Origin of the sequence: Eggerthella sp. AM16-19 (assembly GCF_003474385.1) — a bacterium.
Classification (GTDB): domain Bacteria; phylum Actinomycetota; class Coriobacteriia; order Coriobacteriales; family Eggerthellaceae; genus Senegalimassilia.
Genome location: NZ_QUCY01000001.1, coordinates 195045 through 220745 on the forward strand (window position 1 = coordinate 195045; position 25701 = coordinate 220745).

Below are 25701 nucleotides of genomic sequence, written 5' to 3' on the forward strand. Positions count from 1 at the left end.
AGAGATTGATCCATAGCACCCTCGGCGGGCTCCATGCGCCGCGCGTCGTACCCGCAAAGCAAAAGCCGAGGCTGCGACATGCGGCGTGTTTAAACAGCAAACGTCACGGTTGAAGCGCGGAAAAGGTAGCTATCTACATAATGAAATAAAACAGTCAAGCAAAAAGAAAAGCGGGTCTCAAATAATCTTGAGACCCGCTTGTGTAAGCTGGTCGGGTTGACAGGATTTGAACCTGCGACCCCTTGACCCCCAGTCAAGTGCGCTACCAAACTGCGCCACAACCCGAACTTTCAAATTGCTGCTGTCCGAAGCAGCTCGTTTATAATACCAAAACCAGGAAAGCGCGCAAGGGGTAATTTCAAACTTTTTCGCGAATCATGAAAAAGTTCGCCCGCACGCGGCATCTTCGCTCAGCGACCTAGCGCAAATACTCCAACGCATGGTCGAGAATCACGTCCGCCAGCTTGTCCTTGGGCATGCTGGGCGTCTCGTCAATCTCGTCGGCGTCCACGAAGCATACCGCGTTGTCGTCGGTGCCGAATGCCAACCCCTCGCCTACTCGATTGGCGACGATGACATCGGCGTTCTTCTTCACAAGCTTTGCCTGGGCGTTGGCGATGACGTTGTCGGTTTCTGCAGCGAAGCCCACCACAACCTGGTGCGGGCCCTTCTTCGCCCCGATCGTGGCAAGGATATCCGGGTTCTCGACCAACGTGATGGTGCCAAGGTCGGCATCGGCCGCGCCCTTCTTCAGCTTATGGTCCGCCGCATGCGCCGGGCGCATATCGGCGACGGCTGCGGAGAACAACGCGATATCGGCGGAAGGGAACGCCTCTTCGCAAGCCTGCAGCATCTCGAGCGCGGTGTTCACGTGCACCACGTGGACGTCCGAGGGGGCGGGAATGGAAACCGGCCCGGTGATCAGCGTCACATCGGCGCCACGGCGACGGGCAGCGCGCGCGATGGCGTACCCCGTCTTGCCGCTGGAACGGTTGGAGATATAGCGCACCGGATCAATGGGCTCGACGGTGGGACCGGCGGTGATCATGACATGCTTGCCCTCAAGGTCTTGCTTCACGCCAAGAACCTCGAGCGTGCGCGCGACGATGGCGGCAGGGTCGGCCAAACGGCCGCGTCCCACATCGCCACATGCCAGATAACCCTCGTCAGCCTCGACGAACACGGCGCCGCGGATGCCGAGCTTGCCGATGTTGTAGCGCGTGGCAGCCGCTTCGTACATGTGCACGTTCATGGCCGGCGCCAACACGAGCGGCGCGGTACACGCCAGGGCCGTGGTGGTGAGCAGATCGTCGGCGATGCCGTTGGCCAGCTTAGCTAGGACGTTGGCCGTGCAAGGCGCGATGACGAAGGCATCGGCCTCCTCAGCAAGCGAGATGTGATGAATGGGATCGGTAGGGTCGTCGAACAGGTCGACCGCCACCTTCTCGTGGGTAAGCGATCGGAACGTGACGGGATCAACGAAATGCGTGGCGTGCTCGGTCATGCATACTTTCACACGCACGCCGGCCTTCTGAAGGCCGCGGACGATCTCGCAGGATTTATATGCGGCAATGCCGCCGGTTACGCCCAGCAGCACCGTTTTCTGAGGTTTTGCAGCCTCGCTACTCATGATGATCCTCTCCGGTAAGATACGGCGCAAGCACATGGGCAAGCACCGATGCATGCATCGGCGTGCCGTTGAGGCACGGAACATATACGAATTCGCTGCCTTCGTACGGTCGGCCGGCTTCCTCGACGGCCTGTCGATACCAAGGCACCAATTCGTAATCGATATCATAAAGGGTTTCAAGGCAATCTACCGCGAAATTCGGGCAAACCATGAAGACACGGCCATCTCGCGCCTGCGCCCAACGCTTGAGAACGCCTCGGGTAAACGGCTGCAGCCATTCGCGGCTTTTGTCGAACCGGCAGTTGTAGCCGATGGTCCACTGCGTTCGATCAAGACGAAGGCGACCCGCCACCGCCAAAGCGGTTGCGCCGGTCTGAGGCTCGTAGGTATCGCCCTGTTCGATATCTTTCATCGGAATGGAGTGGTAGTTGAACAGCAGCCTATCGCCCGCCTGCGCGTTGAAGCCCGCAGCCGAAACGGTTTGAGCGATCGCATCGATATAGGCGCTGTCCATACCATAAGAATCCACGAACGCCACCGGCGCCTGCCATGACAGCTCGGTCATAGCCGCCGCAACGCCGTCCTTGACGCTCAACGTGGTCGAATGGGCGCTTTGCGGATACAGGGGAAGCACCACCACCTGCGTGCATCCTTGATCGCGAAGGGCGGCAAGGGCGTCTTGGACGGAATCCTCGCCATAGCTCTGCCCCACCTGCACCCGCGCATTCATGCCATCGCCCTGCAGACGTTGTTCCAGCAGATTCCGAAGCTTGGCATGCTCCACGTCGAAGGGCGACCCGGCTTCAGTCCAGATCTTCCCGTATTTCCTCCCGGACTTCACCGAACGTGTGGGAAGGATGAACAGGTGCAGGATCAACCACCATGGCGCCTTGGCCATAGGACGTATGCGCTCGTCCATCAAAAACCTTCCCAGATACCTGCGCACGTCGCGCGGTTCAGGGCTTTTCGGCGTGCCCGTGTTCGCGAGCAGCACGCCGATTCGCGTGGCCTCATATGCCGTCATAGCAACCTTCTCCAAACTTCGCCTGCGAAAACAAGAAGGCGGCTGTTGCAAGCCGCCCGATGCAACGTGTTTGCACGCAAACACGCTACCAAATGCTATAGAGCTCCGAAATCCTCCAGATGGTGTACCGGCGCCGTGGGGTGCGGCGAGTCTGCCAGCAACTCGAACACTTCCCTACCCGCTTCGGTACGGCCAAGGCTGCGTGGCGCCAGCTGATCGAGCACGGCAGCAAGGTCATCGGTAAGGTTATCGGCAAAGAAGAGGTCCTCGCCCGTCATGGGCTGGGTGAAACCCACCTGGAAGGAATGCAGGAACTGCCGATCCAGCCCAAAGTTCGCATCGGCGTCCTTGGGCGCACCGGAGTTGTACACCGGATCGCCCACCAACGGATGCTTCGCGTACTGCATATGAACGCGGATCTGATGGGTTCTGCCCGTGTACAGCTTGCAGTCGATCAGGGTATAGCCGTTGTCGCGCGAGCCATGCTCGAAGCGCTCGAGCACGCGGAACGTGGTGAGCGCATCGCGCGCCGAGGGGCATTCGCGAACCGCCATGCGCGTGCGCTCGTTGAGCGAACGGGCAATGGGCGCATCGATCATGCCGGTATCGTGCGGGATGACGCCGTGCACCAAGGCAAGATAGCGGCGATCAACCGCGCGATCGCGGATATCGGCCATAAGCACCAAGCCGGCTGCATCGTTTTTTGCGGCCAGCATAAGGCCCGTGGTGTCGCGGTCGAGGCGATGCACGATGCCGGGGCGATCGCTTTCGCCCTGGACGTTGCACAGATGCTCGACGCCGCAATGGTAGACCAGGGCATTGACCAACGTGCCGTCGGCATGATCGACCGAGGGATGGCACACAAGCCCCGCCTGCTTGGAGATGACGAGCACGTCATCGTCCTCGTAGCGGATATCGAGCGGGATGGCCTGGCCTTGCACGGGGCCTTGTTCGGGGGCATCCGGCACCTCGTACACCACCGTATCGCCCGCGCACAGCGTATGCTTCTTCGCCACAGTGGAGCCGTTGACATACACAGCGCCGTCTTCCACGGCCCGGGCCGCCGCGCTACGGCTGGGATACAACCCACGTGCGGCCAGCACGGCGTCGATACGCGAACCGGCATCTTCGGCGCTGGCGGTATAGCTTTTCAACGCGCCCATCTAGCGCACCTCCTCATGATGTCGTTCGCGGATGATCCATCCAATCAAAAACAAGGCAAGACCGCACGTCACGCCAATATCGGCGATGTTGAACACGGGAAAATCCATGAAGCTGAGGTCGATGAAGTCCACCACGTAGCCCAAGGCGAAACGATCGATGGCGTTGCCTATGCCCCCGCCGATGACAAGCCCCAGCCCGATAAGCTCGGGCCAGCTGATACGGGCACGCTCGTGCACCGCGAACGCCGCAAGCGCCGCGCACATGACGATGGAGAACACGCCCAAGGCTGCCGTGGCGCCCGAGAACATGCTCCAGGCGCCGCCGGTGTTGTGCACAAGGTGCAGCCTGAACAAACCGGCAACGGGATCGGACAGGACGCTGCCCGCCGCATGGGCGTTCAAGCGGAACTTGACCGCCTGATCCAGGGCGATCCAGCACAGGGCCAAACCGCCCATGGCTCCCAAGCGAAGCGCCTGGGAGCGCACCGAAGGCACGGGGCCGGCGCATACCGCGTCGGCCCCTTCGCTTCCAGCGATGTTCATAGGTTTATGCTGGGTCAAACCGTTTACTCCTCGGTGAAGCCGATGGCGTCAAGGGCGTCGCCGCAACGCTGGCATACATCGGCGTGGTTGGCGTTGCCGCCGAGCTCGCGATAGTTCCAGCACCGCGGGCACTTGTCGCCCTCGGCGGGCTTGACCTCGCATGCAAGCTCGTCGCCTGCGGCGAACGTCACGCCGGACACGATGAACAGCTCCTCGAACACGGAGGCATCGAAGGCGGAAAGCGCATCGAGGGTTGCCTGCGGAGCGGTAACCGAAACGGTGGCTTCCTGGCTCTTGTTGATCACTTTGGCGCCGCGAGCATCCTCAAGCGCCTTGGTGACCACATCGCGCACCTCGAGGGCGCCGCCGAACGCGGCGAGCACCTTCTCCTCTGCCTGCTTGCCCGGAAGCGCAGGCACGAAGTCGGAGCGATGCGGCCAGCCTGCCAGCTGCACGTTGCACACGCGGCCTTCGCGGTTGCGCATGGCCTCGGGATAGCACTCCCACACCTCATCGGCCGTGAATGAAAGGATGGGCGAAAGCACGCGCACGAGCACTTCCAGGATGTTGAGCAGCACCGTCTGCACGGCGCGACGGCGCGGGCTGTCGGGCGACTCGGAGTACAGGCGGTCCTTCGTGACGTCCATGTATACGCTGGACAGGTCGTTGACGAAGTCATAGACCGCACGGTAGACGCCGTTGAACTTGAAGCTGTCGTAGGCCTGCTCGACGTCGGCGAGCAGCTGGGCGGTCTTGGCCATCATGTACTGGTCGATGGGCTCAAGATCGTCCCAATTGGAAACCGCGTTCGCCTGATCATCGAAGTCGGACAGGTTGCCCAGCAGGAAGCGGAACGTGTTGCGGAAACGGCGATACGCGTCGGAGATCTGCTTCAAGATGTTGTCGGAGATGGATACGTCCTGCGCGTAATCGGCGGATGCGACCCACAGGCGCAAGACATCGGCGCCCCATTTGCTGGTGACATCGGCCGGGTCGACGCCGTTACCCAGGGACTTGGACATCTTGCGACCCTGCTCGTCGACGGTGAAGCCGCACGACAGGATGCTCTTATACGGTGCGCAGCCATAAGCGCCAACGCTGGTGAGCAGGCTGGACTGGAACCAACCGCGGTGCTGGTCGGAACCTTCCAGGTACATATCGGCCGGGAACGTCAGGCCCTCGCCTGCGCGGTGCTTGAGCACGCTGGTATGCGTCACGCCGGATTCCCACCACACGTCGAGGATATCCCTCTCAGGAACGAGCTCGGTGCAGCCGCACTTCTCGCAGTGCGTGCCGTGCGGCAGGTACTCGCTGGGCTTCTTGGTGAACCAGGCGTCGGCGCCCTCTTCGTAGAACAGCTTGATGACGGCGTCGAACGTTGCCTCGTTGGCCACGGTCTCGCCGCACTTGGCGCACTTGAACACGGGGATGGGCACGCCCCAGCTGCGCTGACGCGAGATGCACCAGTCGGGACGGTCCGACACCATGGAGCCGATGCGGTTGACGGCCCAGCCGGGATAGAAGGTCACATCGCGCTCGATGGCGTCCATGGCCTTGCCGCGCAGACCGTTCTCCTCCATGGAGACGAACCACTGGTCGGTGGCGCGGAAGATGACAGGCTCATGGCAGCGCCAGCAATGCGGATAGCTGTGGCTGATCTTGCGCGCAGCCACGAGCGTGCCCCGCTCGCGCAGCCAATCGATGATGACGGGGTTGGCGTCGTCGGTATCCAGACCCGCGAACGGGCCGGCATCCTCGGTGAGCACGCCGTTGTCGTCGACGGGCATGAGGATGGGGATGTCGAACTGCAGGCCCACCAGGTAGTCGTCCTGGCCATGGCCCGGGGCGGTGTGGACGCAGCCGGTACCGGAGTCGAGCGTAACATGGTCGCCGTAGATGATCTTGCCCTTAAGGTCCTGGCGGATGGGGCAGGTATAGGTAAGGCCGCACAGCTCCTTGCCCTTGAGCACGACGGGCTGGCCGTCCTGGCCGCACACCAGGGAGTAATCCTCCCAACCGGCAATCTCGGCGACTTCCTCGACGAGCTCCTTGGCGAAGATGACGTTGCTGCCGTCGACCTGGACCATGATGTAATCGGCGTCGGGCATCAGGCACACGGCGGCGTTGGCCGGAAGGGTCCACGGCGTGGTGGTCCAAATAAGCACGAATGCATCGCCGGTGGCGCCGGCAGCCTCGAAGATGCCGGGCATGGCGTCAAGCTTGAACTTCACGTAAACGGAGGGAGAAACCTCGTCGGAATATTCGATTTCGGCCTCGGCGAGAGCCGTATGGCATTTCTTGCACCAGTGGATGGGCTTGCGGCCGCGATACACCTGGCCCTTGAGGTACATGTCGCGGAAGATCTCCACGTTGCCGGCCTCGAAGTTCGGGATATAGGTCAGATACGGATGATCCCAGTCGGCGTTGACGCCCAGGCGCTTGAAGCCATCGCGCTGGATGCCGACGTATTTGGTCGCCCACTCGCGGCACAGACGGCGCAGCTCGGGCTGCGGCGTTTCCTTCATCTTATCAGGGCCCAAGGTGACCTCGACCATATGCTCGATAGGCTGGCCGTGGCAGTCCCAGCCCGGCACGTACGGGGTGAAGTATCCGCGCTGGGCATGGCTTTTGTTCACGAAGTCCTTCAACACCTTGTTGAAGGCGTGGCCAATGTGGATGGGGCCGTTGGCATAAGGCGGGCCATCGTGCAGGACGAAGGGCTTGCCGTCCTTGTTCTTCTCGAGAACCTGTTCGTAGATGTGTTCCTGCTCCCACTTCTCAAGCCTTTTCGGCTCGGATGCCGGCAGGTTGCCTCGCATCGGGAAATCCGTCTGCGGGAGATTCATGGTGTTCTTGTACGTGTTCGCCACGAGATCGCGCCTTCCTTTGCCTAACTATGCCCAGACGGCGCATGCCGTCCTTGCTTATAAACCCGATTAGTATATAGGAAACCCACGGAAACGAAACGCGCGCAGGCCACATTCCGAAAAAGCACTCAGAGAAAACGCGGTACCGTTCATTGCGGTAGTGCAGCGATATGGTTTCGGAAGGTTATACTGGTGTGGACATGTAAGCTGAATACGGGGCGTTGCGCCGTATGCACCGCATCGAATCCAAGGGTTTTGCGACGTCTCACCCCGCAGACGGGCAACCTGCTAGGAAAGGCACGACCATGAACCGAAGCTTCGAGATAGTGACCGACTCTTGCTGCAACCTCACCGAGGAAACCATCGACCGCTACGAGCTGCACGTGCTGCCGCTGACGTTCATGGCCGATGGCGACGACACGGTGTATCGCAGCTATCTCAAAGGCGAGAAGACCGATCTTTCGCAGTTCTACACCATGATGCGCGAGGGAAAGGTGTTCCGCACCTCGCTTCCCAACCTTGCCGATACCGAGACGCTGTTCCGCAGCTTGCTCGATCAAGGCAGGGACATCCTGTACCTGGGCTTTTCCAGTGGTCTCTCGGGCACCTATGAATCCACCGAGCTTCTCGCAAAGCAATTGCGCGAGGAATACCCGCAGCGCAAGCTGCTGACAGTTGACACGCTTGCCGCCTCGGGCGGCCAAGGGCTGCTCGTGTGGCACGCATGCCAGCGCGCCGAGCAGGGCGAGGGCATCGAGGAAGTGCGCGATTGGACGGAGGCGAACAAGCTGCATCTGGCGCATTGGTTCACCGTCGACGACCTCATGTTCTTGTGGCGCGGCGGCCGCGTCTCGAAGACGAGCGCCTGGGCCGGCACGCTGCTCAACATCAAGCCGGTCATGCACGTAGACGACGAGGGTCACCTTGTCCCTTTGGAAAAGGTGCGCGGACGCAAGAAGTCGCTGTCCGCATTGCTCGACCACATGGAGCGCACCGGCACGGCGCCGATCGCCGAGCAAACGGTCTTCATCACCCATGGCGATTGCATCGATGACGCGAAATGGCTCGAGAAGAAGATCCGCGAACGTTTCGGCGTCGAAGACATCCGCATCAACTATGTCGACCCCGTCATCGGAGCGCATTCCGGCCCGGGCACCATGGCGCTGTTCTTCCTGGCATCGAACCGCGACTAAAGACACGCCCGATACAAAAGCATGCCCAGGATCGATCGTCATCGCGAATCGGAATCCGAAACGTCGACATCGCCTTGCTTGATCGAGGAATGACCACGGAACACAAGCAGATGAACGAGGGGGGGGGTATTGCCAGCGCGGCTTGCCCCGACGATCCATCGATCGCACAGCCGGCGCAGACATGAAGAAGGCTCCCCACGGGGAGCCTTCTTCATAAGGAGTATGTTTGCGGCATTATGCGAGCATGACCTGCGCGCACAGGAGGATACCGCCGAACACCAGGGTGAACACCACGATGGGCCACACGAACTTGAACCACTTGGAGTACTTCATATCCAACATGGTCAGGGTTGCCAAAACCAGGCCGGTAGGTGCGAGGTAGAGCATCGCGTACTGACCCCACTGATAAGCGCAGACGATGGAGTAGCGATCGATGCCGACCGTATCGGCCAGGGGAGCCATAATGGGCATTGCCAGAACGGCCAGACCGGAGGAAGACGGGACCACGAAGCCGAGCAGGAAGAACAGCAGCATCATGATCAGGATGAACGCCGGGCCTGCCATGCCCTGGACCGCGTTGGAGGACCAGAACAGGAGCGTATCGGAGATCAGGCCCTCTTCCATGATCAGGTTGATGCCACGGGCCAGGCCGATGATCAGGGAAACGCCGACCAGCGAGGATGCGCCGTTGATGAACGCGTTCACCACGGTCTTCTCGTCGGTACCCGAGATGAACATGATGATGATCGAGATGGCCAGGAACATGGCGGCCATCTGCGGGAACCACCAGTGCAGGTTCATGACGCCGTACACCATAAGGACGAAGGCGGAGATGAAGAGCACCAGGATGGCCTTCTTGCGCAGGCTGAAGCCTTCTGCATGGGCAGCAGCGGTCTCGCCGCGCTCAACGTTGAACAGCTGCGCGAAGTGCTCGCGATCCTCGTAGGTATAAGAAGCCTCGGGGTTGGCCTTGATCTTCTTGCAGTACCAGTACAGGTAGCTGATGACCACGATGGCGCCCACGATGCAGCCGCCGACGCGCCACTCGAAGCCCTCCATGAAGTTGATGCCCGCCGCGTTCGAGGCGATAACGACGCTGAACGGGTTAATCGTGGAGAACGTGGTGCCCATGGAGCCGGCCAGGAAGATAGCGCCAACGCATACGATGGAGTCGTATCCGAGCGCTAGGAACACCGGTACCAGAATCGGGTAGAACGCCACAGCCTCCTCTTCAAGGCCGCACGAGGTGCCGCCGAGGACCATGAGCAGGGCGACCAGGAACACGAGCAAGAACTCATGGCCTTTGGTCTTTTTCGTCAAAGCCATCAGACCGGATTCGAACGCTCCGGTTGCGTTGACCACGCCGATCAGACCGCCGAGCACCAGGATGAACACCATGATGTCGACGCCGTCGATCGTGCCGGATACCATTGCCTGCGTGACATCGGCGATGCCCTTAGGCTGAGCCTGAAGCTGCTCATAGGTTCCGGGGATCGAAATGGCCTTCGTGATGGACCCGCCGGTGAACTGCTCGATACCGATCTGCACGCCGAGCTGGTCGAGCTCGTCTTGCGTAGCAGGTATCTCGCTGATCTCACCTTGCGGGCTTGTGACCGTAAGCACATTGGAGTCGGCCACATACTGAAGCTTAGCATACTGTCCTGCCGGCACGAACCATGTTGCGATAACCGCGATGATGGTCAAGACAAACAGGATGGTGAACGCTGTCGGGAAACTAAGCTTTTTCTTCCTCTTCGTCTTCTCCTTCACCACGGGCCCGCCTGCGGAGTCGACGGCAGCGGCCTCGGTAGACATATGCACCCCCCTTTCATGGAGTTCCGGACTCTCGTCCGGTATAGCGTTGTCGCAACTTCCACGCCCTGCTTGGCTCAGTTCGCTTAGCTGCGAGCGACTTGCGCCCGTCTTGTTCGGGCTGACCACATGATTGCCAGGTTTAGCCGTATGCCACTAGAGGAAACGTGGGTATACACATAGGTATAAACCGGATATAGATGCTTCTCATCAGGCGTTTCTTTGTTAAGAAGATTTAGCATATACTGAGCTCGTTGCGACTGGGACCCATAACCAAACGAAAGCGATGCGCCATGGATTCAAGCATGTTCCTGTTTTACTACTCGATCGCAATACAGATATGCGCGATCCTGACCTCGGCATGCTGCCTGGCGGCCTATCTTGTCTCCCGAAACAAGGTGCAGCTGTACTGCTTCGTGGGCTTTCTCATGTACTACGCCGATTGCATGCTGGTGTTCCGCGACGATTACATGATGACATCGTCGACGGTATCGCATGAGGCGTTCTTCATCGGGGACCCTGCCTTCTCCATCATCTTCGGTTGCGCTACGCTCATGTCGTTTTGGCTGATGGTGTGCGCCTACGTGGAAGAAGATTCGATTATCGTCAGATTCTGCCCGGCGTATCTGTTCGTAGGCGCAAGCCTTGCCGTAATGCTGCTCCTTCCGCAAGGGTATGTGCACATGTTCGCGTTCTATTCGCTGCGCGAGGTGTTCATCGCTTGGATGCTGTTTTTCGCAGCATATAAATACATCACCACCGAGGACGATCGGTTACGGCTGCGATTGAGCCGTTTCCCAAAGTTCTATGTGCTGCTGTGGGTGCTGCTGCTTGCGGTGGTGGCCGAGAACGGCTTGGTGTTGCTGCTGATCGGCCCCGGACACGTGGATATCCCCCTGGGCTTCTTCCCGGAACGCAACTTCGCCGAGAACCTGCTTGCCTTGGTCTGCGAGTTCGTGGCCCTGCGCTCTTCGCTGACGTACCTTTCCGTACGCCATAGCGAACCTCCCACGCAAGGAGGCGAGCATGTGGAAACCTATATCAACCACAACCTGGTACCGTACGCGGCATCCCACAAGCTGACGCCTCGCGAAACCGAGATCTTGCGACTGGTATTGCTTGGCAAGGACAACCAGAACATCGCAGCCGAGCTATCGCTTGCACCGGGAACCGTGAAGGTACACGTGCACAATATCCTGAAGAAATCGCAGAAGGCGAACAGGCAAGAGTTGATCCAAGATTACTGGGATTACTAGCCGTTCATCCGCTTGCCTCAAGCATGCCGATCGACCATGCGCATGGGGTCCCAGCAAGCGCGCTGCCGTCAGGCTTGCACGCTCACCCGTCGAAGCCAGCCGCCGCCAAGCCCGCGGAAAGGCGAAATCGATAGCACGCCTGCTTCCCATCGAGGAAGCAGGCGTGCTTCGCGTGATGCTACTTATAATCAGCGGGATTCTTAGCAGCGGTGCCGGTGGTGTTGCCGTCGTTGCGCAGCTCGTGGCCGAAACGCACCGCCCCTTCCCCGAAGCGATCTTTCACCAGGTCGGTTGCCTCAAGCAGGCCACGCCGCTTCGACTCGTCTTGAATGCGCGGCTTCGCATCGCCCTCGAGAGGGGCGACCTGCTTCACATCGAACAAGCTGCCCTGCTCGCCTTCCGGCTCGGAAAACCCGGACACGGACACCCCGATAAGGCGCACCGCGATGCCAGGCTCCCAGAGCTCATTGAGCATGCCGCAGAGCTCGGGGGCGAACAGCAGCTCGTCGTCGGTCGGGCGAGCAAGCCTGCGCTGGACCGAGCGGCTCGACCTGTCGGGATACCGAAGGCGCAAGCCGATGGTGGACCCGCGTAGGCCCTTGCCGCGCAGCCGTCTGCCCACTTTTGCCGCCTGCGTGCTGATGGCCGCCTCGATATCCTCGCGCATACGAAGGTCGTTCGCGAAGGTAACCTCGTTCGACACCGATTTCACCGGCACATGTTGCTGGATGGGCGAGTCGTCAAGACCGCAGGCCCGCATATACATGACGCGTCCGTTCTTCCCGAACAACCGCTCAAGGCGCGCAGGGCCCTCGCACACCAGCTGCCCGAGCGTTTCCACCCCATGGCTTTTCAGGCGCTGCTCGGCGGCGGCGCCGATACCGCTCATGCTGCGCACGGGAAGCGGATCGAGAAACGTGCGCTCGGTTCCCGGATAGACGACGGTAAGGCCGCGGGGCTTATCCATATCGGAGGCGATCTTCGCAACCGTCTTCGAAGTCCCCACCCCTACCGAGCACGTTACGCCAAGCTGTTCGACCCGTTGCTGGATACGCCGTGCAACGGCAACGGGATGCTCCCTGTTGGTGCGCGTGGGGGTGACGTCGAGGAAGGCCTCGTCGATGCTGACCTGCTGCACAAGCGGCGTCTCGTCGTTAAGGATGGACATAACCTGGTTGCTGACCTGCTTGTACCGATCGAACCTGCCAGCGGCCCAGATGGCCTGAGGGCAAAGCTTGCGCGCCGTGACCGCAGGCATAGCGGAGCGAACGCCGAACACGCGCGCTTCATAAGAGGCCGTGGAAACCACGCCGTGCTTGTCGGCGCTTCCCCCGACGATGACGGGTTTGCCACGCCAGCCGGGATGGTCGAGCTGCTCGACGGAGGCGAAGAACGCGTCAAGATCGACCAGCAGGATCGCCGGCCCATCCCAGGGTTCCAAAGGCAGCATGCCGTCATGTTCGCTCGAATCGATCATGTGTTCCAGTTTACCACGGGGCTCGGTGCTCGAAACGCTGTGCTACTATAAGCGTTCGGCTTTATCGCGATATCAGGCACCAACGGGAAGGAGGGCGGTTTGGACGGATTGAACGGACGCCTTCGCACCACCGGATGGGGCGCCCTCGCTCCGGCATCGGCGGCACCCGACATGTTGCCCGGTTCCGAGGTCTCCATCATCGATTGGCTCGACTTCTCGCAGACGCTCAACCCGCTCGGCATGCCCGAGGCCTTCAGCCCGGCGTTGAACCTGCTGACGCGAAACCCCATCACACCCGAAGAAGAGCGCACGTCGCAAGCCCAGATTCCCGTGCTGTTGGCGAAGCGCTACGGCGTACGCCCCGATTGCGTTGCCGTCGGCGCATCGGCGACCGACGTGCTGGCTGCCGTGGCGAACTCGTTCGAGCCACGATCCGTGGCGGTGCCCGTACCGTCGCGCGCCGCCTACGAGCGATGCCTGGGAACCGCCGGTCATCGTATCGTGGAGGTTCCCGGTCCCGATGGCTTCGTGGTCCCCGACCCGCAAGCTGTTCGGCGCATGGGGCTATCCTTCGATGCGGCGATGCTCGCCAACCCCGCCTTCCCCACCAGCCGGCTGCTGGCGCGGCAAACGTTGCTGGATTACCTGCAAGCCTGCACATGGGTGATCGTCGACGAGCGAGGAATCGACCTGACGCTCGGCGGAGAATCAACCGCGAGCATGATCGATGAGCACTCGAACCTCATCGTTATCCGGTCGCTCACGGACACGTTCTCGCTGCCCGGCATGCCGTTGTCGTGCGCATTGGCGCACCCCGCCGTGGCCGGCCGCATCTCCCAGATAGCCAAACGCCCCGCCTCCGCCGCGCTCAGCGCGCGCCTGCTGAAGCTGGCAACGCCCGATCATCACCTGGAACGGGCGCGCGAGGTGCTTGAAACCGAGATTCCCTGGATGCAGTGCATGCTCAGCTTGGTCCCCGGGATCAGCATCTACCCTGCTGAAGCGAATTATGTGATGTGCTCGTTCGCTCCGGGGCGATCCATGCATCTGGGAGCCGCGGATGCGCCTGACCTCGTGCGCAAGCTGCAGAAGCGAGGATTTCCGGTTCGCACCCTCGATCGCACGCCCGGGGTCTCGCCCGGAAGTCATTTTTGCGTGAGCGTACGCACGAGGTCGGACAACGAGCGGTTCATCGCCGCGTTGCGGCAGATCGTCGCCGGAAGCTAACGCGACCAACGGAAACGGCGCCGCCATCGCACCGGGACCTGTGACGTCCTAGGCGATGACGGCGCCGCGATCCACGGAAAACACGAATGCCGGCCTATTCGATGCCCTTCACCTCGTAGCCGGCTTCGACAACGGCGTTCACGAGAACGGTATCGTCCACGGCATAGGCAAGCTTCGCGACGGCGGTCCCAGCGTCAAGATCGACGACGGCCTCCGACACGCCCTCGACGCCTTCAAGCGCCTTCTTCACATGGGCGACGCAATGAGGGCACATCATTCCCTCGACGGTGAGCTTCTTTTCCATGACAACCTCCTTGCCCGCGGGCGCACCCGCATCGATTTCCGGGATATCCTGCTCGGATGCGCTTGCATCCACAGCTTCTTCGTTGGGTTCGCCCTGCCTGCCGGCGAGCTGCTGCGCCTCAGTCGTGACGAAGCGCGGCTTCCACGTGCGTAGGCGCAGCGCATTCGACACCACGCATACGCTTGAGCAGCTCATAGCCGCCGCAGCGATCATGGGGTTGAGCGTGAAGCCCGCGAACGAGAACGCACCGGCGGCCACCGGGATGCACACCGCATTGTAGATCAGAGCCCAGAACAGATTCTGCTTGATGTTGCGCAGCGTGGAGCGCGAAAGCTGTATGGCAGCTGGCACATCCAGGACATCGGAGCGCATGAGCACGACGTCGGCGCTCTCGATGGCGATGTCGGTGCCCGCGCCGATGGCGATGCCCACGTCGGCGCGGGCAAGCGCCGGGGCGTCGTTGATGCCGTCGCCGACCATGGTCACGCGTCCTCGTTCGGAAAGGCGGCGGATCTCGCGCTCCTTATCCTGGGGGAGCACGCCGGCTATGACCTCATCTGCGCCGACCTGGCGCTGGATAGCCTGCGCCGTACGTTCGTTGTCGCCCGTGAGCATGACGGTGCGCAAACCCATGGCGCGCAACTCCTCGAGCGCGGCGGCGCTTGAGGGCTTGACGGTGTCGGCTACGGCGACAAGACCGCACACCTTGCCACCGCAGGCGAAGAACAAGGGCGTTTTGCCTTCATCGGCAAGCTCGCGGGCACGCGATTCGAACGCGGAAGCGTCCACGCCCGCTTGCTGCATCAGCCTGGCATTGCCCGCCAGCGCGCACGCCCCGCCGACGTTCGCGCGCACGCCTCCGCCGGCTACCTGCTCGAACGCATTGACCGGTTGAACCTGTCCTGCGGCGGCCTCCGCCCAAGCTGCAACAGCCTGGGCAAGCGGATGCTCGCTGCGTTGCTCGATGGAAAGCGCAAGGCTGGCAAGCCCACGCTCGTCCACGCCGTCGGCGCGCACAACATCGGTGACCACGGGTTTGCCCGTTGTGATGGTTCCCGTCTTGTCGAACACGACCGTTTTGACATCATGGGCGACCTCGAGCGCCTCGGCCGACTTCACCAAGATGCCGCTGGAAGCTCCGCGACCCGTTCCCACCATGATGGCAGTTGGCGTGGCCAGGCCAAGCGCGCAGGGGCAGCTGATCACGAGCACGGAGATGGCATGCGTGAGCGCCGTGGGCACATCGGCGGAGAGCACCATCCACACAAGGAACGTCGCAACTGCGATAACGATGACGACGGGGACGAACACGCCGGCGATCTTGTCGGCGACCTTCTCGATGGGGGCCTTGGTGGAGGTGGCCTCGTCGACAAGGCGTATGATGCCCGCAAGCGTGGTGTCGACGCCGACGCGATCAGCCCTCATGACGAACCACCCGGACTTGTTCAGGGTGGCGCCCGTGACGGGATCGCCGGCGTGTTTGCCGACCGGCACGCTCTCGCCGGTGATGACCGACTCGTCCACCACGCCGTCGCCTTCGATGACGATGCCGTCGACAGGCACGCTCTGACCGGCCTTGACCACGAGCATATCGCCAACGCGGACTTGCTCGACCGGAACCTGCTCAACGCCGCCATCCGATGTGCGCCGCGCGGCTTCCTTCGGCGTCAGATCCATGAGCTTGGTGATAGCGTCGGTGGTCTTGCCCTTCGCCCTTGCCTCGAAGTACTTGCCGAGCGTGATGAGCGTCAAGATCATGGCCGCGGATTCGAAGTACAGGTCCATGGCGGCCGTGTGCGCGAAATCGATATCCCCATGGCCCATGCCCCAGCCGATGCGGTAGATGGCGGCAATACCATAAATAGTGGATGCGGCAGAACCGAGGGCGATGAGCGAATCCATGTTCGGCGCGCCGTGGGCAAGCGTTTTGAAGCCCACGCGGAAAAACTTGAAGTTCACGAAGATGACGGGCAGCAGCAGCAGGAATTGGGTGAACGCGAACGTGAGCATGTTCTCATGGCCCAAGAAAACCTCGGGCAGCGGCCAGCCGAACATATGCCCCATCGACAGATAGAACAACGGGATGGTGAAGCAGAAGCTCACGATGAGGCGCATGCGAACCCGTTTCGCTTCCGCAGCGGAATCGTTCATCGTCTGCACAGGCTGCTGCACGCTGGTAGACGAAACCCCCGCCTCAGGCCGCGGATATGCGCCATAGCCCGCCTTCTCGACCGCCGCGGAAACAGCGGCAAGGGTGGCAGCTTCGCCATCGAAATCCACTTCCATGCTGTTCTTCAGCAGATTGACCGCTACCGTGGCAACGCCCGGGACGTTCGAGGCGGCCTTCTTGACACGCGCCGAGCATGCGGCGCATGTCATGCCGGTTACGTCGAATGTACGTTTCATGCCTATCCTTCTTCCAGCGCTTACCGCGCGAATTTCTTGATGAGCTGCATGGCTTCATTGATAATCTGCGTGTTGCCTTGCTCGATTTGCTCGACCACACAAGTTTCCAAGTGATTTTGCAGCATGATGGCGGAGATGCTGTGCACGGCGCTTTCGGCAGCCGAAAGCTGCACGAGCACATCGCCGCAGTAGCGGTTATCGTCGATCATAGCCTTCACACCGTTAAGCTGGCCTATCACGCGATTCAGCCGTTTTTGCAGGTCATCCTGCATCTGCTGACTGCGCGGCGTGGCCTTGTGATGGCATCCGCATTGCCTTTTCGTGCCGCTGGGTTCGCTAGCTTCAGCATTCATACGCATCCTTTCGCGTCTGGACCCCCGTATTGGACCATCAAATGTCCCATATACCCCCTAGGGGCATGTTTTATTCGCTCAGTATATACCCCTTGTGGGTATCGTCAAGATAAAGTTATCTCTAGGCACCTTACATTTGTCGCTTCGCCGGCGCTACTGTCCAAACGCACACTACCTGCTGCTGCGACAGCATCGACGAGCACCCATGCGACGGCCGCTCGTCCCCCCCCGCACCGAAAATACCCGATGGGTTGACAAGCCTGTAACCCAGGCTATACTTATGAACTGTTGCTCATATGTTTAGTTCTTAATCGAAAGGTTCGATCAATGGCAAGCGATATCCCAACTGCCTTTCCGCAGACGGAGCAATGCGATGCTGCCGCTATCGACCAGCCGATAGCATCCGAGACGCGCACCGGCCCACCCTCTGCAGCCGATTCGATCGAAATCCCAGACGACGATTGCCCATGCGGATGCAACCGCCAGGAAACGCAGCAACGCTTCGACACCATGCCCGACGAGGAGCTGCTCTACGATTTGGCCGACCTGTTCAAGGTGTTCGCCGATACCACCCGCATCAAGATCCTGTTCGCGCTGATGGCGCGTCCCATGCCCGTGGGCGAGCTGGCCGAGGCCATCGGCGCCACGCAATCCGCGGTATCCCACCAGCTACGCCAGCTTAAGCAAGCCCACCTGGTGAAGTTCCAGCGCGACGGCAAATCCGTCATCTATTCCCTATCGGACGACCACGTGTACACCATGCTTGCACAAGGCATGACCCATATCTGCGAATAGCCGGGCACCCGCCCGATACCATTCGAAACATCCACCAAGCGAAAGGAACCATCATGCGTAAAACGTTCAAACTCGACGAGCTCGACTGCGCCAACTGCGGAGCGAAGATCGAAGCGGGGATCAAGCAGATCGAAGGCGTGAACGACGCCAAGGTCACCTTCATGACCCAGAAGCTCATGATCGACGCCGATGATGCCCGGTTCGACCAGATCGTCGACGAAGCTCAAAAGGTTGCCCACAAGTTCGAGCCCGATTGCGACATCGTTCGTTAAGCAAACCGGGCGCAAGCTGCCTACATAAGGAATCACTCTCATGAACAAAAAGCAACGAAAGTGGCGCAACCGCATCTTGGTCGCGTTGGCCCTGTTCGCCGTCATATTCGCCGCCGAGCACCTGCTGCCGCTGGCCGATATGCTAGGCAGCGAGGCCGCTGCGGTCTACCTGCTGTTCGCGTTGTACCTCGTGCCTTACCTCATCGCCGGCCACGATGTGCTGCTGCGGGCAGCCAGCAACATCAAAACCGGCCAAGTGTTCGACGAGAACCTGCTCATAGCGATCGCCACCATCGGCGCATTCGCCATGATCGCGTTCCCCGACGCGGAGCCTTCGATGGCGGAAGGTTGCGCCGTGATGCTGTTCTACCAGGTCGGCGAGCTGTTCCAAAGCTATGCCGTGGGCAAATCACGCAAATCCATCGCATCCATGATGGATATCGCGCCCGATTACGCCAATATCGAACGCGACGGCGAACTTGTGCAGGTCGACCCAGCCGAAGTGGCCATCGGAGACGTCATCGTGGTGAAGCCCGGCGAGCGTGTGCCCATCGACGGCACCGTCATCGAAGGAGCAAGCCAGCTTGACACCGCTGCGCTCACCGGCGAGTCCGTTCCGCGCCACGTGGAAGTCGGCATGGACGTCATCAGCGGTTGCGTGAACATGACCGGCGTGTTGCGCGTCCGCACGCAAAAGCCCTTTGGCGAGTCGACCGTCAGCCGCATCCTTGAGCTGGTGGAAAACGCCGCGGAGAAGAAGGCTCGCACAGAGAACTTCATCACCCGCTTCGCCCGCTACTACACCCCCACCGTCACGGGGCTTGCCCTGCTGCTTGCCATCATCCCGCCGCTTTTGGGCATGGGCGCCTGGAGCGACTGGATTTTGCGCGGCCTCACCTTCCTGGTGGTCAGCTGCCCGTGCGCCCTGGTCATCAGCGTGCCGCTGTCGTTCTTCGGCGGCATCGGCGGCGCCAGCAAGCTTGGCGTGCTGGTCAAGGGCAGCAACTATCTTGAGGCGCTTGCCAAGGTGGACACCGTGGTGTTCGACAAGACCGGCACGCTGACCAACGGCACCTTCAACGTGGTGGCGGTGCATACCGAACACGACATCGACCCCGATTACCTGCTGAGCTACGCGGCGCACGCGGAATCCTATTCGGACCATCCCATCGCGCTGTCGGTCAAGGAAGCATATTCCGGCACGATCGACCAGGAACGCATCCATGACGTTCGCGAAGAGGCGGGCCATGGCGTGGCGGCCGTGATCGACGAGCATGTGGTGCTGGTGGGCAACGACAAGCTCATGAACGCGAACGGCATGGATTACCATGATTGCGAGCTTACGGGCACGATCCTGCACGTTTCGATTGACGGACGCTACGCCGGCCACATCGTCATCGCCGACGTGGTGAAAGAAGATGCCGCCGAGGCCATCACGCGCCTTCACGCTGCAGGCGTGCGCAAAACGGTCATGCTCACCGGCGACCGTGCCGAGGTGGCGCGCGCGGTGTCAAAACAGCTGGGCATCGACGAGTTCCACGCCCAGCTGCTGCCCGCCGACAAGGTCGCCCAGGTCGAGCGCCTGCTGTCCGAGGAAGCCGACGGCGCGAACCTGGCCTTCGTAGGCGACGGCATCAACGATGCCCCGGTGCTCACCCGCGCCGACGTGGGCATCGCCATGGGAGCAATGGGCTCGGATGCCGCCATCGAAGCCGCTGATGTGGTGCTTATGGACGACAAGCCCTCCAACATCTCGCGCGCCATCGGCCTGGCGCGGCGCACCATGCGCATCGTGTGGCAGAACATCGTGTTCGCGCTGGGCGTCAAGCTTGCCGTGCTCGTGCTGGCAGCGGTGGGCATCGCGAACATGTGGCTGGCGGTATTCGCCGACGTGGGCGTGGCGACCCTTGCCATCCTCAACGCCATGCGCTGCATGAACGTGAAGGGGTTGCGCAAGTAGCCGCCGAAAGCAAGCGCGCCGACAGCTGCGAAGCCTCGCGCAAACGCGTGCGACATGGCGCCCCCTCGTTCGGGAATCCCCGCACCAGGCGCAGTTTCGCAAGCGCATGACAAACGACGATCGCATCGTACACCGCTTTGCGTTACCTATTTATGGAGAGGCCGCCCGCAATCGGGCGGCCTCTCTACGCTTGCGCTAAACTAGAATGCCGAAATTTCGAGCGAAGGGTGGGCAGCTGTGGCCGACAACATGCAGGATAACCTCAACGAAACCGCATCCGACCAGGCATGCGACCCGGTCTTCCAACAAGAGCAGGACCACCTGTCCGACACGTACGCCAAGCTTGAGGCCATAGCGAAAAACCTGTCGGAGAAGATGGAACGACGCCGCTGGCAGGCCGCCAAAGACAAAGACGACATGCAAGGCGAGGTCAAGCACAACTTCGCCAGCGACGGCGAAGCCCAGGAGACCTACGTCGACTACGCCGTGCTCAACAACCTTATCCGCGATTACAACCTTGAGCAGGACGCCGACAGCGAGCGCCTTGCCGCAGCCGCAAAGCTGCTCGAACAGCCCTACTTCGCCAAAATCAGCCTGGAGATGCGCACCGGCGCCCCGGCCAAGGACATCTACATCGGCCTTGCCGGCGTTGCCGACGAAAACTACCGCCGCATGGTGGTGGACTGGCGCAGCCCCGTTGCCGAGGTGTACTACAACCAGGAAAACGGCGCCACCTCCTACGAGGCCAACGGCCGCACCATCAAAGTCAACCTGCTCAACCGCCGTCAGTTCGACATCGAGGGCAAAACGCTTCGCGCGTATTTCGACTCCGATGTCGCCATCGAGGACTCGCTGCTGCTGCAATCGCTTTCCGCACAGCGCTCCGAGCACATGAAGGCCATCACCGCCACCATCCAAAAAGAGCAGAACCTCATCATCCGCCACGAGGACGTGCCCGCATTGCTGGTCGCGGGCATCGCCGGCAGCGGCAAGACCAGCGTGCTGCTGCAGCGCATCGCGTACCTGTTCTACCGCAACCGCGGATCGCTCGACCCGCGCCAGGTGTTCTTGATCAGCCCCAACCCTGTGTTCGCGAAATACATCGAGAACGTGCTGCCGGACCTGGGCGAACGTAACCCGGAAACCATCACCTACCACGACTTGTGCGCCCGCCTGCTTCCCGCTGGCCGCAATCCGCAGGACAAGGAAAGCCCGCTTGAACTGCTATGGAAGATCGACCGCGCCGTCGAGGGCCTTCGCTTCGAGCTTGCGGACTTGCGCGACATCAAGTTCTACGGCGTACGCCTGGTATCGGCCGGCGCCATCATGCAGCTGATGCAGAAGTACCCCAACGTGCCGGCCGGCCCGCACCTGGTCACGTTGGTGCGCGAGGAACTGTTCAACCGCCTAGACGCGCGCCTGAAGCAGATGGCTGCCACCGAAGCGGTGCAGGACGAGCTGTTATGTCTGTCGCTTGATGAGCAGGTGCGCCTGTTCAACGCGCCGTACGACCCGCAAACCGAGCAGGAAGCTCGCGACTGCGCGCTCGCTTATCTGCAGGAGCGCTTCGCAGGGGCGATGCTTGCCATCGAGCGCGATGAGTGGCTGCGCATCGACCGCATCGGCATGCGCCTGCTCGGCGTAGAGAACCTACCCGTGAGCGCATGGCTGTACCTGAACATGGCCGTCACCGGCCTGGGCAATCCTGATGCGCGCTACGTCATGATCGACGAGGTGCAGGACTATACGCCCGACCAGCTGGCAGTCATGGCCCGCTTTTTCCGCCGCGCACACTTCATGCTGCTCGGCGACCCCCATCAGGCCATCCGTCCGGAAACGGCATCCTACGAGCAGATCCGTGAGGTGTTCGAGTGCCTGCGCGGCTCCATCGAGGATTGCCAGCTGTTGACCAGCTATCGCTCCACGCCCGAGATCACGGCGCTGTTCGCGGGCCTTTTGCCCGAAAGCGAGCGCATGCAGATTTCGGCTGTGCAGCGCGCCGACCAACCGCCGGCGCTGATCGCCTGTCCCACCGAGGAGGACTACGAGCAGAACCTGCGCCGCGTGATTCGCGAAGCATCCGACTACGACGGGCTCACCGCCGTGGTGGTGCCCTGGAAAAGCCAGCTCAAGCGCTTGCAGAAACTGCTCGGCGACGACACTCCGCAGATCATCGGCCAGGATAGGCGCCTGCCGTCCTCCGGCGTGCTGGCGCTCACCCTGCCGCTGGCGAAGGGCTTGGAATTCGATCACGTCATCATCCCCGACGCCGGCGCCAGCCTGTTCCCTGCGAACGACCACGTGGCGCAGAACCGCCTTTACACCACGATAAGCCGCGCAACCCGCACCATCACCATCCTGTCCAACGGCCCGCTCACCCCGCTGCTGGATTTCACGCACCAGGACTGATACGCATTCGAAGGAGCCTCATGGCAACGAACCGATCGACCACCACACGCCGCACCCTGCACTACTACTGGCAGGTCACCCGCAAGCACTTCGGCTTGTTCGCAGCCCTTATGGCGTCGACGTTTCTGTTCGTGGCCTTGCTATCGTACGGCAACCCGTATGTGATGAGCCTGGTCGTCGATCGCGTGAGCGCCGGAAGCGTGGAGCCCGACCAGGTGTTTGCGGTCTACAGCCCCTATATCGCGGCGCTCATCGCCATCAACGTGCTCGGGCAGGCAGCCAGCAAGCTTCAGGATTACACCATGTACAAGCTTGAGATCGCTGCGGCCTACGACCTTGCCACCATGAGCTTCGACGCGCTGTGCAACCAGTCCATGAGCTTCCATTCGAACCGGTTCGGCGGCACGCTGGTCAGCCAGACAAGCAAGTTCATGAGCGCCTACCAGCTGTTGCTCGAAACCATCACCTTCCCATTTTTGCCGGTTATCTGCTCGGTGATATTCACGTGCGCCATTCTGGCGCCGCGCGTGCCGGTATACGTGGTCATCCTCATGGCGCTGCTAGTCGTATACGCTTGCGTTTCGTACTACATGTACAAGCGAATCCTTTCGTTGAATGAGAAAGCCGCCAGCGCGCAAAACCAGCTCTCCGGTGAGCTTTCCGATTCGGTGGCCAACATCCTAGCCGTGAAGACCTCGGGGCGCGAGGACTACGAGCGCGCGTTGTTCGATCAGGCGAACCGCCAGGTGGTGGAACGCGACAGCAAGCGCATGTGGGCGAGTTTGGCCCGCGGCATCATCACCGCGTGCATCACCGTGATCATCATGAGCGTGGTGGCCGTGTTCATCGCCGGCGGAAACGCATGGTACGGCATCAGCGCCGGCACGCTCGTGATGATGTTCACCTACACCTACACCGTCACGAACCAGTTCAACTTCATCAACAACGGCCTGCAGCGCTTCAACCGCGCCTTCGGCGATGCCAGCGGGATGACGCAGACCCTTGACGAACCCCGGCTTGTGGCCGACCTGCCCGGCGCGCCGGACATGGTGGTACGGGACGGCGCCATCGATTTCGAGGGAATCGGCTTCCACTACACCGACGGCAATGCGAAAACCACGGTGTTCGAGAATTTCAACCTGCATATTCCCGCAGGTCAACGAGTGGGTTTGGTCGGCCTGAGCGGCGCCGGCAAAACCACGCTCACGAAACTGTTGCTGCGCTTGTCCGACATCCAGGACGGTCGCATCCTCATCGACGGGCAGAACATCGCCGAATGCACGCAGCAAAGCCTTCGCCGCTCCATCGCCTACGTGCCGCAGGAGACGCTGCTGTTCCACCGCAGCATTGCCGAGAATATCGCCTATGGGCGTCCCGACGCAACTATGGAGCAGATCCGCGAGGCCGCGGCCCAGGCCAACGCATTGGATTTCATTGAGAACCTGCCCGACGGGTTCGATACCATCACCGGCGAGCGCGGCGTGAAGCTCTCCGGCGGGCAGCGCCAGCGCGTCGCCATCGCGCGTGCGCTGCTGGCAGACTGCCCGGTGCTCGTGCTCGACGAGGCCACAAGCGCCCTTGACTCCGAAAGCGAGGCGCTCGTGCAAGACGCTCTGTCAAAGCTGATGCGCGGCCGCACCTGCATCGTCGTGGCGCATCGCCTTTCCACCGTTGCCAGCCTTGACAGGATCGTGGTCCTCGACCACGGCAAAATCACGGAAGACGGCCCGCACGCCGACCTGGTAGCCGCCAACGGCGAATACGCAAACCTTTGGAACCGCCAAACCGGCGCCTACCTGAAGTAACGCCACCCCAGACACTTTGGGCTAGCGGTTCTCGATGCTGCCGATGTTTTTGAGCTCGATTTGGATGAGGCCGTTCGGGGCGCTTTTGAACTCGATGAGCTCGGTGTTGTGACTGTACTCGGCAGGGAACGTCAACACGATGCCCGTGTCGGTGACGATCTTGTGGTTGCGGCTGACGCGTTTGGCAACATCCCGCTCCATGTGCACGCGGTCACCAAGCTGCTCGTCGGCAGCAGCTTGCTCGAAACGGCGGCGCGGACCTTCATCGTCGAACACCTCGTCCACGAACTCGTCAAACGGCACCTCGTCGGAATCATCAGCGTTCTCGGCCAGGTAAGCCTTGGCGCGTCCCATGGCAACGGCGGAGTTCACCCCGAACTCCTCGGCAACTTCCTCGACCAAGCCCATAGTGGTATCGAACAGCTCCTTGCTGGAAGCCTCGTTGGAGCATTGCAGCAGGCCGTCGGGGATGAGCCAACGCTCCTCACCGGCGATCTGGCGGGGCTTGTCAACGAACAGCACCGCCATAGTACGGGCATTCACCAGCGCAAACGATGCAATCTTCTGCGAAGGGTTCGGCAAAATGGCGTGATGACGCTCGATATTGTTGCGGGTGGCGCCGTCTTCGCCGCGCCCGACCTCATGCATGAAGGCGGGCTTGCTCTCAAGCAGCAGCAAGCCAAAGTAATGCTCGCTGCGCGCGTTGTACGCCGCAGCCTCGGCAGCTGCGGTAGCTGCCGCGATCTCCTCCTCGGTGGCGTCGTCGGCCAACGGCGGCATGGCGGGCGGCTTTTCCTGATCTTCGAAATCCACCACCAACAGATCGCAGGAAGAAGGGTTTTCCATACGACCGAGTTCCTCGGACATGAACTGGGCCACCTGCACGGAAAGGTCGACGAAGTCGCGCTCGCCCTTGAAATACGCGCTTAACTCAGCCGCAAAGCCGCTGTCGGGGAAGAACTCTCCGCGACGGTTGTCCATGCCGCCAAGCGCATGCCGGGCAATACGCATAACGTAGGACTTGACGTTCTTATTCGTCAAGTCCAGCTCGTCTTCGGAAAACACGTTCACGCATGAGACGAAATCGAACACATGCAACACCGCGTGGTTGATCTTAAACATCCAGCCTCTCCCCTGCCTACCTTAAACCTGCATCCGCGAACGCGATAGCGGCGCCTTATCTTACGCGCGCACCTTCTGTCCAC

Annotated in this window: 18 protein-coding genes and 1 tRNA gene; 8 read left to right on the forward strand and 11 right to left on the reverse strand. The window is 61.2% G+C overall.

The genetic code is table 11. The annotated features are described in order from the left end of the window. Nucleotides 1-208: 208 nt before the first annotated feature. The 6 genes from DW178_RS00945 to ileS form a co-directional block, all read right to left on the reverse strand. Nucleotides 209-285 (reverse strand) — tRNA-Pro (locus DW178_RS00945). 133 nt (nt 286-418) lie between these two features. Next, nucleotides 419-1630: a bifunctional phosphopantothenoylcysteine decarboxylase/phosphopantothenate--cysteine ligase CoaBC gene (gene coaBC, locus DW178_RS00950; protein WP_118349264.1), complete on the reverse strand. Its 1212-nt coding sequence runs from the start codon at nt 1628-1630 to the stop codon at nt 419-421. Then, entirely contained in the window at nt 1623-2654 is a 1032-nt protein-coding gene (gene hemH, locus DW178_RS00955; protein WP_118349265.1) for a ferrochelatase, read from the reverse strand. Before hemH ends, coaBC begins: the two co-directional genes overlap by 8 nt. A 95-nt stretch (nt 2655-2749) precedes the next feature. Next, a complete protein-coding gene (locus DW178_RS00960) occupies nt 2750-3817 on the reverse strand; it encodes an RluA family pseudouridine synthase (protein ID WP_118349266.1) in 1068 nt (355 codons plus the stop codon). Beyond that, nucleotides 3818-4378 carry a signal peptidase II gene (lspA, locus tag DW178_RS00965; protein WP_286168435.1) on the reverse strand — a complete coding sequence of 187 codons (561 nt, stop codon included), beginning with the start codon at nt 4376-4378 and terminating at the stop codon, nt 3818-3820. It abuts the gene before it with no gap. Nucleotides 4379-4383: 5 nt separating this feature from the next. Beyond that, the gene (gene ileS / locus DW178_RS00970) at nt 4384-7230 is read right to left on the reverse strand and encodes an isoleucine--tRNA ligase (protein WP_118349267.1); all 2847 of its coding nucleotides are present in this window, start codon (nt 7228-7230) and stop codon (nt 4384-4386) included. A 302-nt stretch (nt 7231-7532) separates the two neighbouring features. On the opposite strand from ileS, the gene DW178_RS00975 reads away from it, so the two are divergent. Beyond that, entirely contained in the window at nt 7533-8420 is an 888-nt protein-coding gene (locus tag DW178_RS00975; protein ID WP_118349268.1) for a DegV family protein, read from the forward strand. Nucleotides 8421-8654: 234 nt separating this feature from the next. On the opposite strand, the gene DW178_RS00980 is transcribed toward DW178_RS00975, so the two are convergent. Further along, nucleotides 8655-10235 (reverse strand): YfcC family protein, encoded by a 1581-nt coding sequence (locus DW178_RS00980; protein WP_118349269.1) that lies wholly within the window; start codon nt 10233-10235, stop codon nt 8655-8657. A gap of 290 nt (nt 10236-10525) precedes the next feature. On the opposite strand from DW178_RS00980, the gene DW178_RS00985 reads away from it, so the two are divergent. Further along, nucleotides 10526-11488 carry a response regulator transcription factor gene (locus DW178_RS00985; protein WP_118349270.1) on the forward strand — a complete coding sequence of 321 codons (963 nt, stop codon included), beginning with the start codon at nt 10526-10528 and terminating at the stop codon, nt 11486-11488. A gap of 178 nt (nt 11489-11666) precedes the next feature. Here the strand turns inward: DW178_RS00985 and dinB are convergent, their stop codons facing one another. Next, nucleotides 11667-12965 carry a DNA polymerase IV gene (dinB, locus tag DW178_RS00990; protein ID WP_118349271.1) on the reverse strand — a complete coding sequence of 433 codons (1299 nt, stop codon included), beginning with the start codon at nt 12963-12965 and terminating at the stop codon, nt 11667-11669. Nucleotides 12966-13064: 99 nt separating this feature from the next. On the opposite strand from dinB, the gene DW178_RS00995 reads away from it, so the two are divergent. Further along, the gene (locus DW178_RS00995; protein WP_118349272.1) at nt 13065-14192 is read left to right on the forward strand and encodes an aminotransferase class I/II-fold pyridoxal phosphate-dependent enzyme; all 1128 of its coding nucleotides are present in this window, start codon (nt 13065-13067) and stop codon (nt 14190-14192) included. Between the two features lie 94 nt (nt 14193-14286). Here DW178_RS00995 and DW178_RS01000 read toward each other — a convergent pair whose 3' ends face one another. After that, nucleotides 14287-16902 carry a heavy metal translocating P-type ATPase gene (locus DW178_RS01000; protein ID WP_118349273.1) on the reverse strand — a complete coding sequence of 872 codons (2616 nt, stop codon included), beginning with the start codon at nt 16900-16902 and terminating at the stop codon, nt 14287-14289. A gap of 20 nt (nt 16903-16922) precedes the next feature. Further along, the gene (locus DW178_RS01005; protein ID WP_286168436.1) at nt 16923-17255 is read right to left on the reverse strand and encodes a metal-sensing transcriptional repressor; all 333 of its coding nucleotides are present in this window, start codon (nt 17253-17255) and stop codon (nt 16923-16925) included. Nucleotides 17256-17765: 510 nt separating this feature from the next. On the opposite strand from DW178_RS01005, the gene DW178_RS01010 reads away from it, so the two are divergent. The 5 genes from DW178_RS01010 to DW178_RS01030 all read left to right on the forward strand — a co-directional run bounded on the left by DW178_RS01010 (nt 17766) and on the right by DW178_RS01030 (nt 24496). Further along, complete coding sequence (locus DW178_RS01010; RefSeq protein WP_042435168.1) at nt 17766-18050, forward strand: ArsR/SmtB family transcription factor; 285 nt, start codon at nt 17766-17768, stop codon at nt 18048-18050. Between the two features lie 53 nt (nt 18051-18103). After that, nucleotides 18104-18322 carry a cation transporter gene (locus DW178_RS01015; protein WP_118349275.1) on the forward strand — a complete coding sequence of 73 codons (219 nt, stop codon included), beginning with the start codon at nt 18104-18106 and terminating at the stop codon, nt 18320-18322. Nucleotides 18323-18362: 40 nt separating this feature from the next. Beyond that, the gene (locus DW178_RS01020) at nt 18363-20282 is read left to right on the forward strand and encodes a heavy metal translocating P-type ATPase (protein WP_118349276.1); all 1920 of its coding nucleotides are present in this window, start codon (nt 18363-18365) and stop codon (nt 20280-20282) included. Nucleotides 20283-20519: 237 nt separating this feature from the next. Beyond that, nucleotides 20520-22691 carry a HelD family protein gene (locus DW178_RS01025; protein ID WP_286168437.1) on the forward strand — a complete coding sequence of 724 codons (2172 nt, stop codon included), beginning with the start codon at nt 20520-20522 and terminating at the stop codon, nt 22689-22691. A 20-nt stretch (nt 22692-22711) separates the two neighbouring features. Continuing rightward, nucleotides 22712-24496 (forward strand): ABC transporter ATP-binding protein, encoded by a 1785-nt coding sequence (locus DW178_RS01030; protein WP_118349277.1) that lies wholly within the window; start codon nt 22712-22714, stop codon nt 24494-24496. 21 nt (nt 24497-24517) lie between these two features. Here DW178_RS01030 and DW178_RS01035 read toward each other — a convergent pair whose 3' ends face one another. Then, nucleotides 24518-25618 (reverse strand): nucleoid-associated protein, encoded by a 1101-nt coding sequence (locus DW178_RS01035; RefSeq protein WP_118349278.1) that lies wholly within the window; start codon nt 25616-25618, stop codon nt 24518-24520. Nucleotides 25619-25701: the final 83 nt, after the last annotated feature.

Excerpts from the sequence above, each read along its gene's own strand:
- coaBC (WP_118349264.1), bottom strand. The coding sequence starts at position 1,630 with ATGAGTAGCGAGGCTGCAAAACCTCAGAAAACGGTGCTGCTGGGCGTA.
- DW178_RS01015 (WP_118349275.1), top strand. The coding sequence starts at position 18,104 with ATGCGTAAAACGTTCAAACTCGACGAGCTCGACTGCGCCAACTGCGGA.
- DW178_RS00985 (WP_118349270.1), top strand. The coding sequence starts at position 10,526 with ATGGATTCAAGCATGTTCCTGTTTTACTACTCGATCGCAATACAGATA.
- DW178_RS01030 (WP_118349277.1), top strand. The coding sequence starts at position 22,712 with ATGGCAACGAACCGATCGACCACCACACGCCGCACCCTGCACTACTAC.
- DW178_RS01035 (WP_118349278.1), bottom strand. The coding sequence starts at position 25,618 with ATGTTTAAGATCAACCACGCGGTGTTGCATGTGTTCGATTTCGTCTCA.
- DW178_RS01000 (WP_118349273.1), bottom strand. The coding sequence starts at position 16,902 with ATGAAACGTACATTCGACGTAACCGGCATGACATGCGCCGCATGCTCG.
- DW178_RS01005 (WP_286168436.1), bottom strand. The coding sequence starts at position 17,255 with ATGAATGCTGAAGCTAGCGAACCCAGCGGCACGAAAAGGCAATGCGGA.
- DW178_RS00980 (WP_118349269.1), bottom strand. The coding sequence starts at position 10,235 with ATGTCTACCGAGGCCGCTGCCGTCGACTCCGCAGGCGGGCCCGTGGTG.
- DW178_RS01020 (WP_118349276.1), top strand. The coding sequence starts at position 18,363 with ATGAACAAAAAGCAACGAAAGTGGCGCAACCGCATCTTGGTCGCGTTG.
- DW178_RS00960 (WP_118349266.1), bottom strand. The coding sequence starts at position 3,817 with ATGGGCGCGTTGAAAAGCTATACCGCCAGCGCCGAAGATGCCGGTTCG.
- hemH (WP_118349265.1), bottom strand. The coding sequence starts at position 2,654 with ATGACGGCATATGAGGCCACGCGAATCGGCGTGCTGCTCGCGAACACG.
- DW178_RS00975 (WP_118349268.1), top strand. The coding sequence starts at position 7,533 with ATGAACCGAAGCTTCGAGATAGTGACCGACTCTTGCTGCAACCTCACC.
- DW178_RS01010 (WP_042435168.1), top strand. The coding sequence starts at position 17,766 with ATGCCCGACGAGGAGCTGCTCTACGATTTGGCCGACCTGTTCAAGGTG.
- dinB (WP_118349271.1), bottom strand. The coding sequence starts at position 12,965 with ATGATCGATTCGAGCGAACATGACGGCATGCTGCCTTTGGAACCCTGG.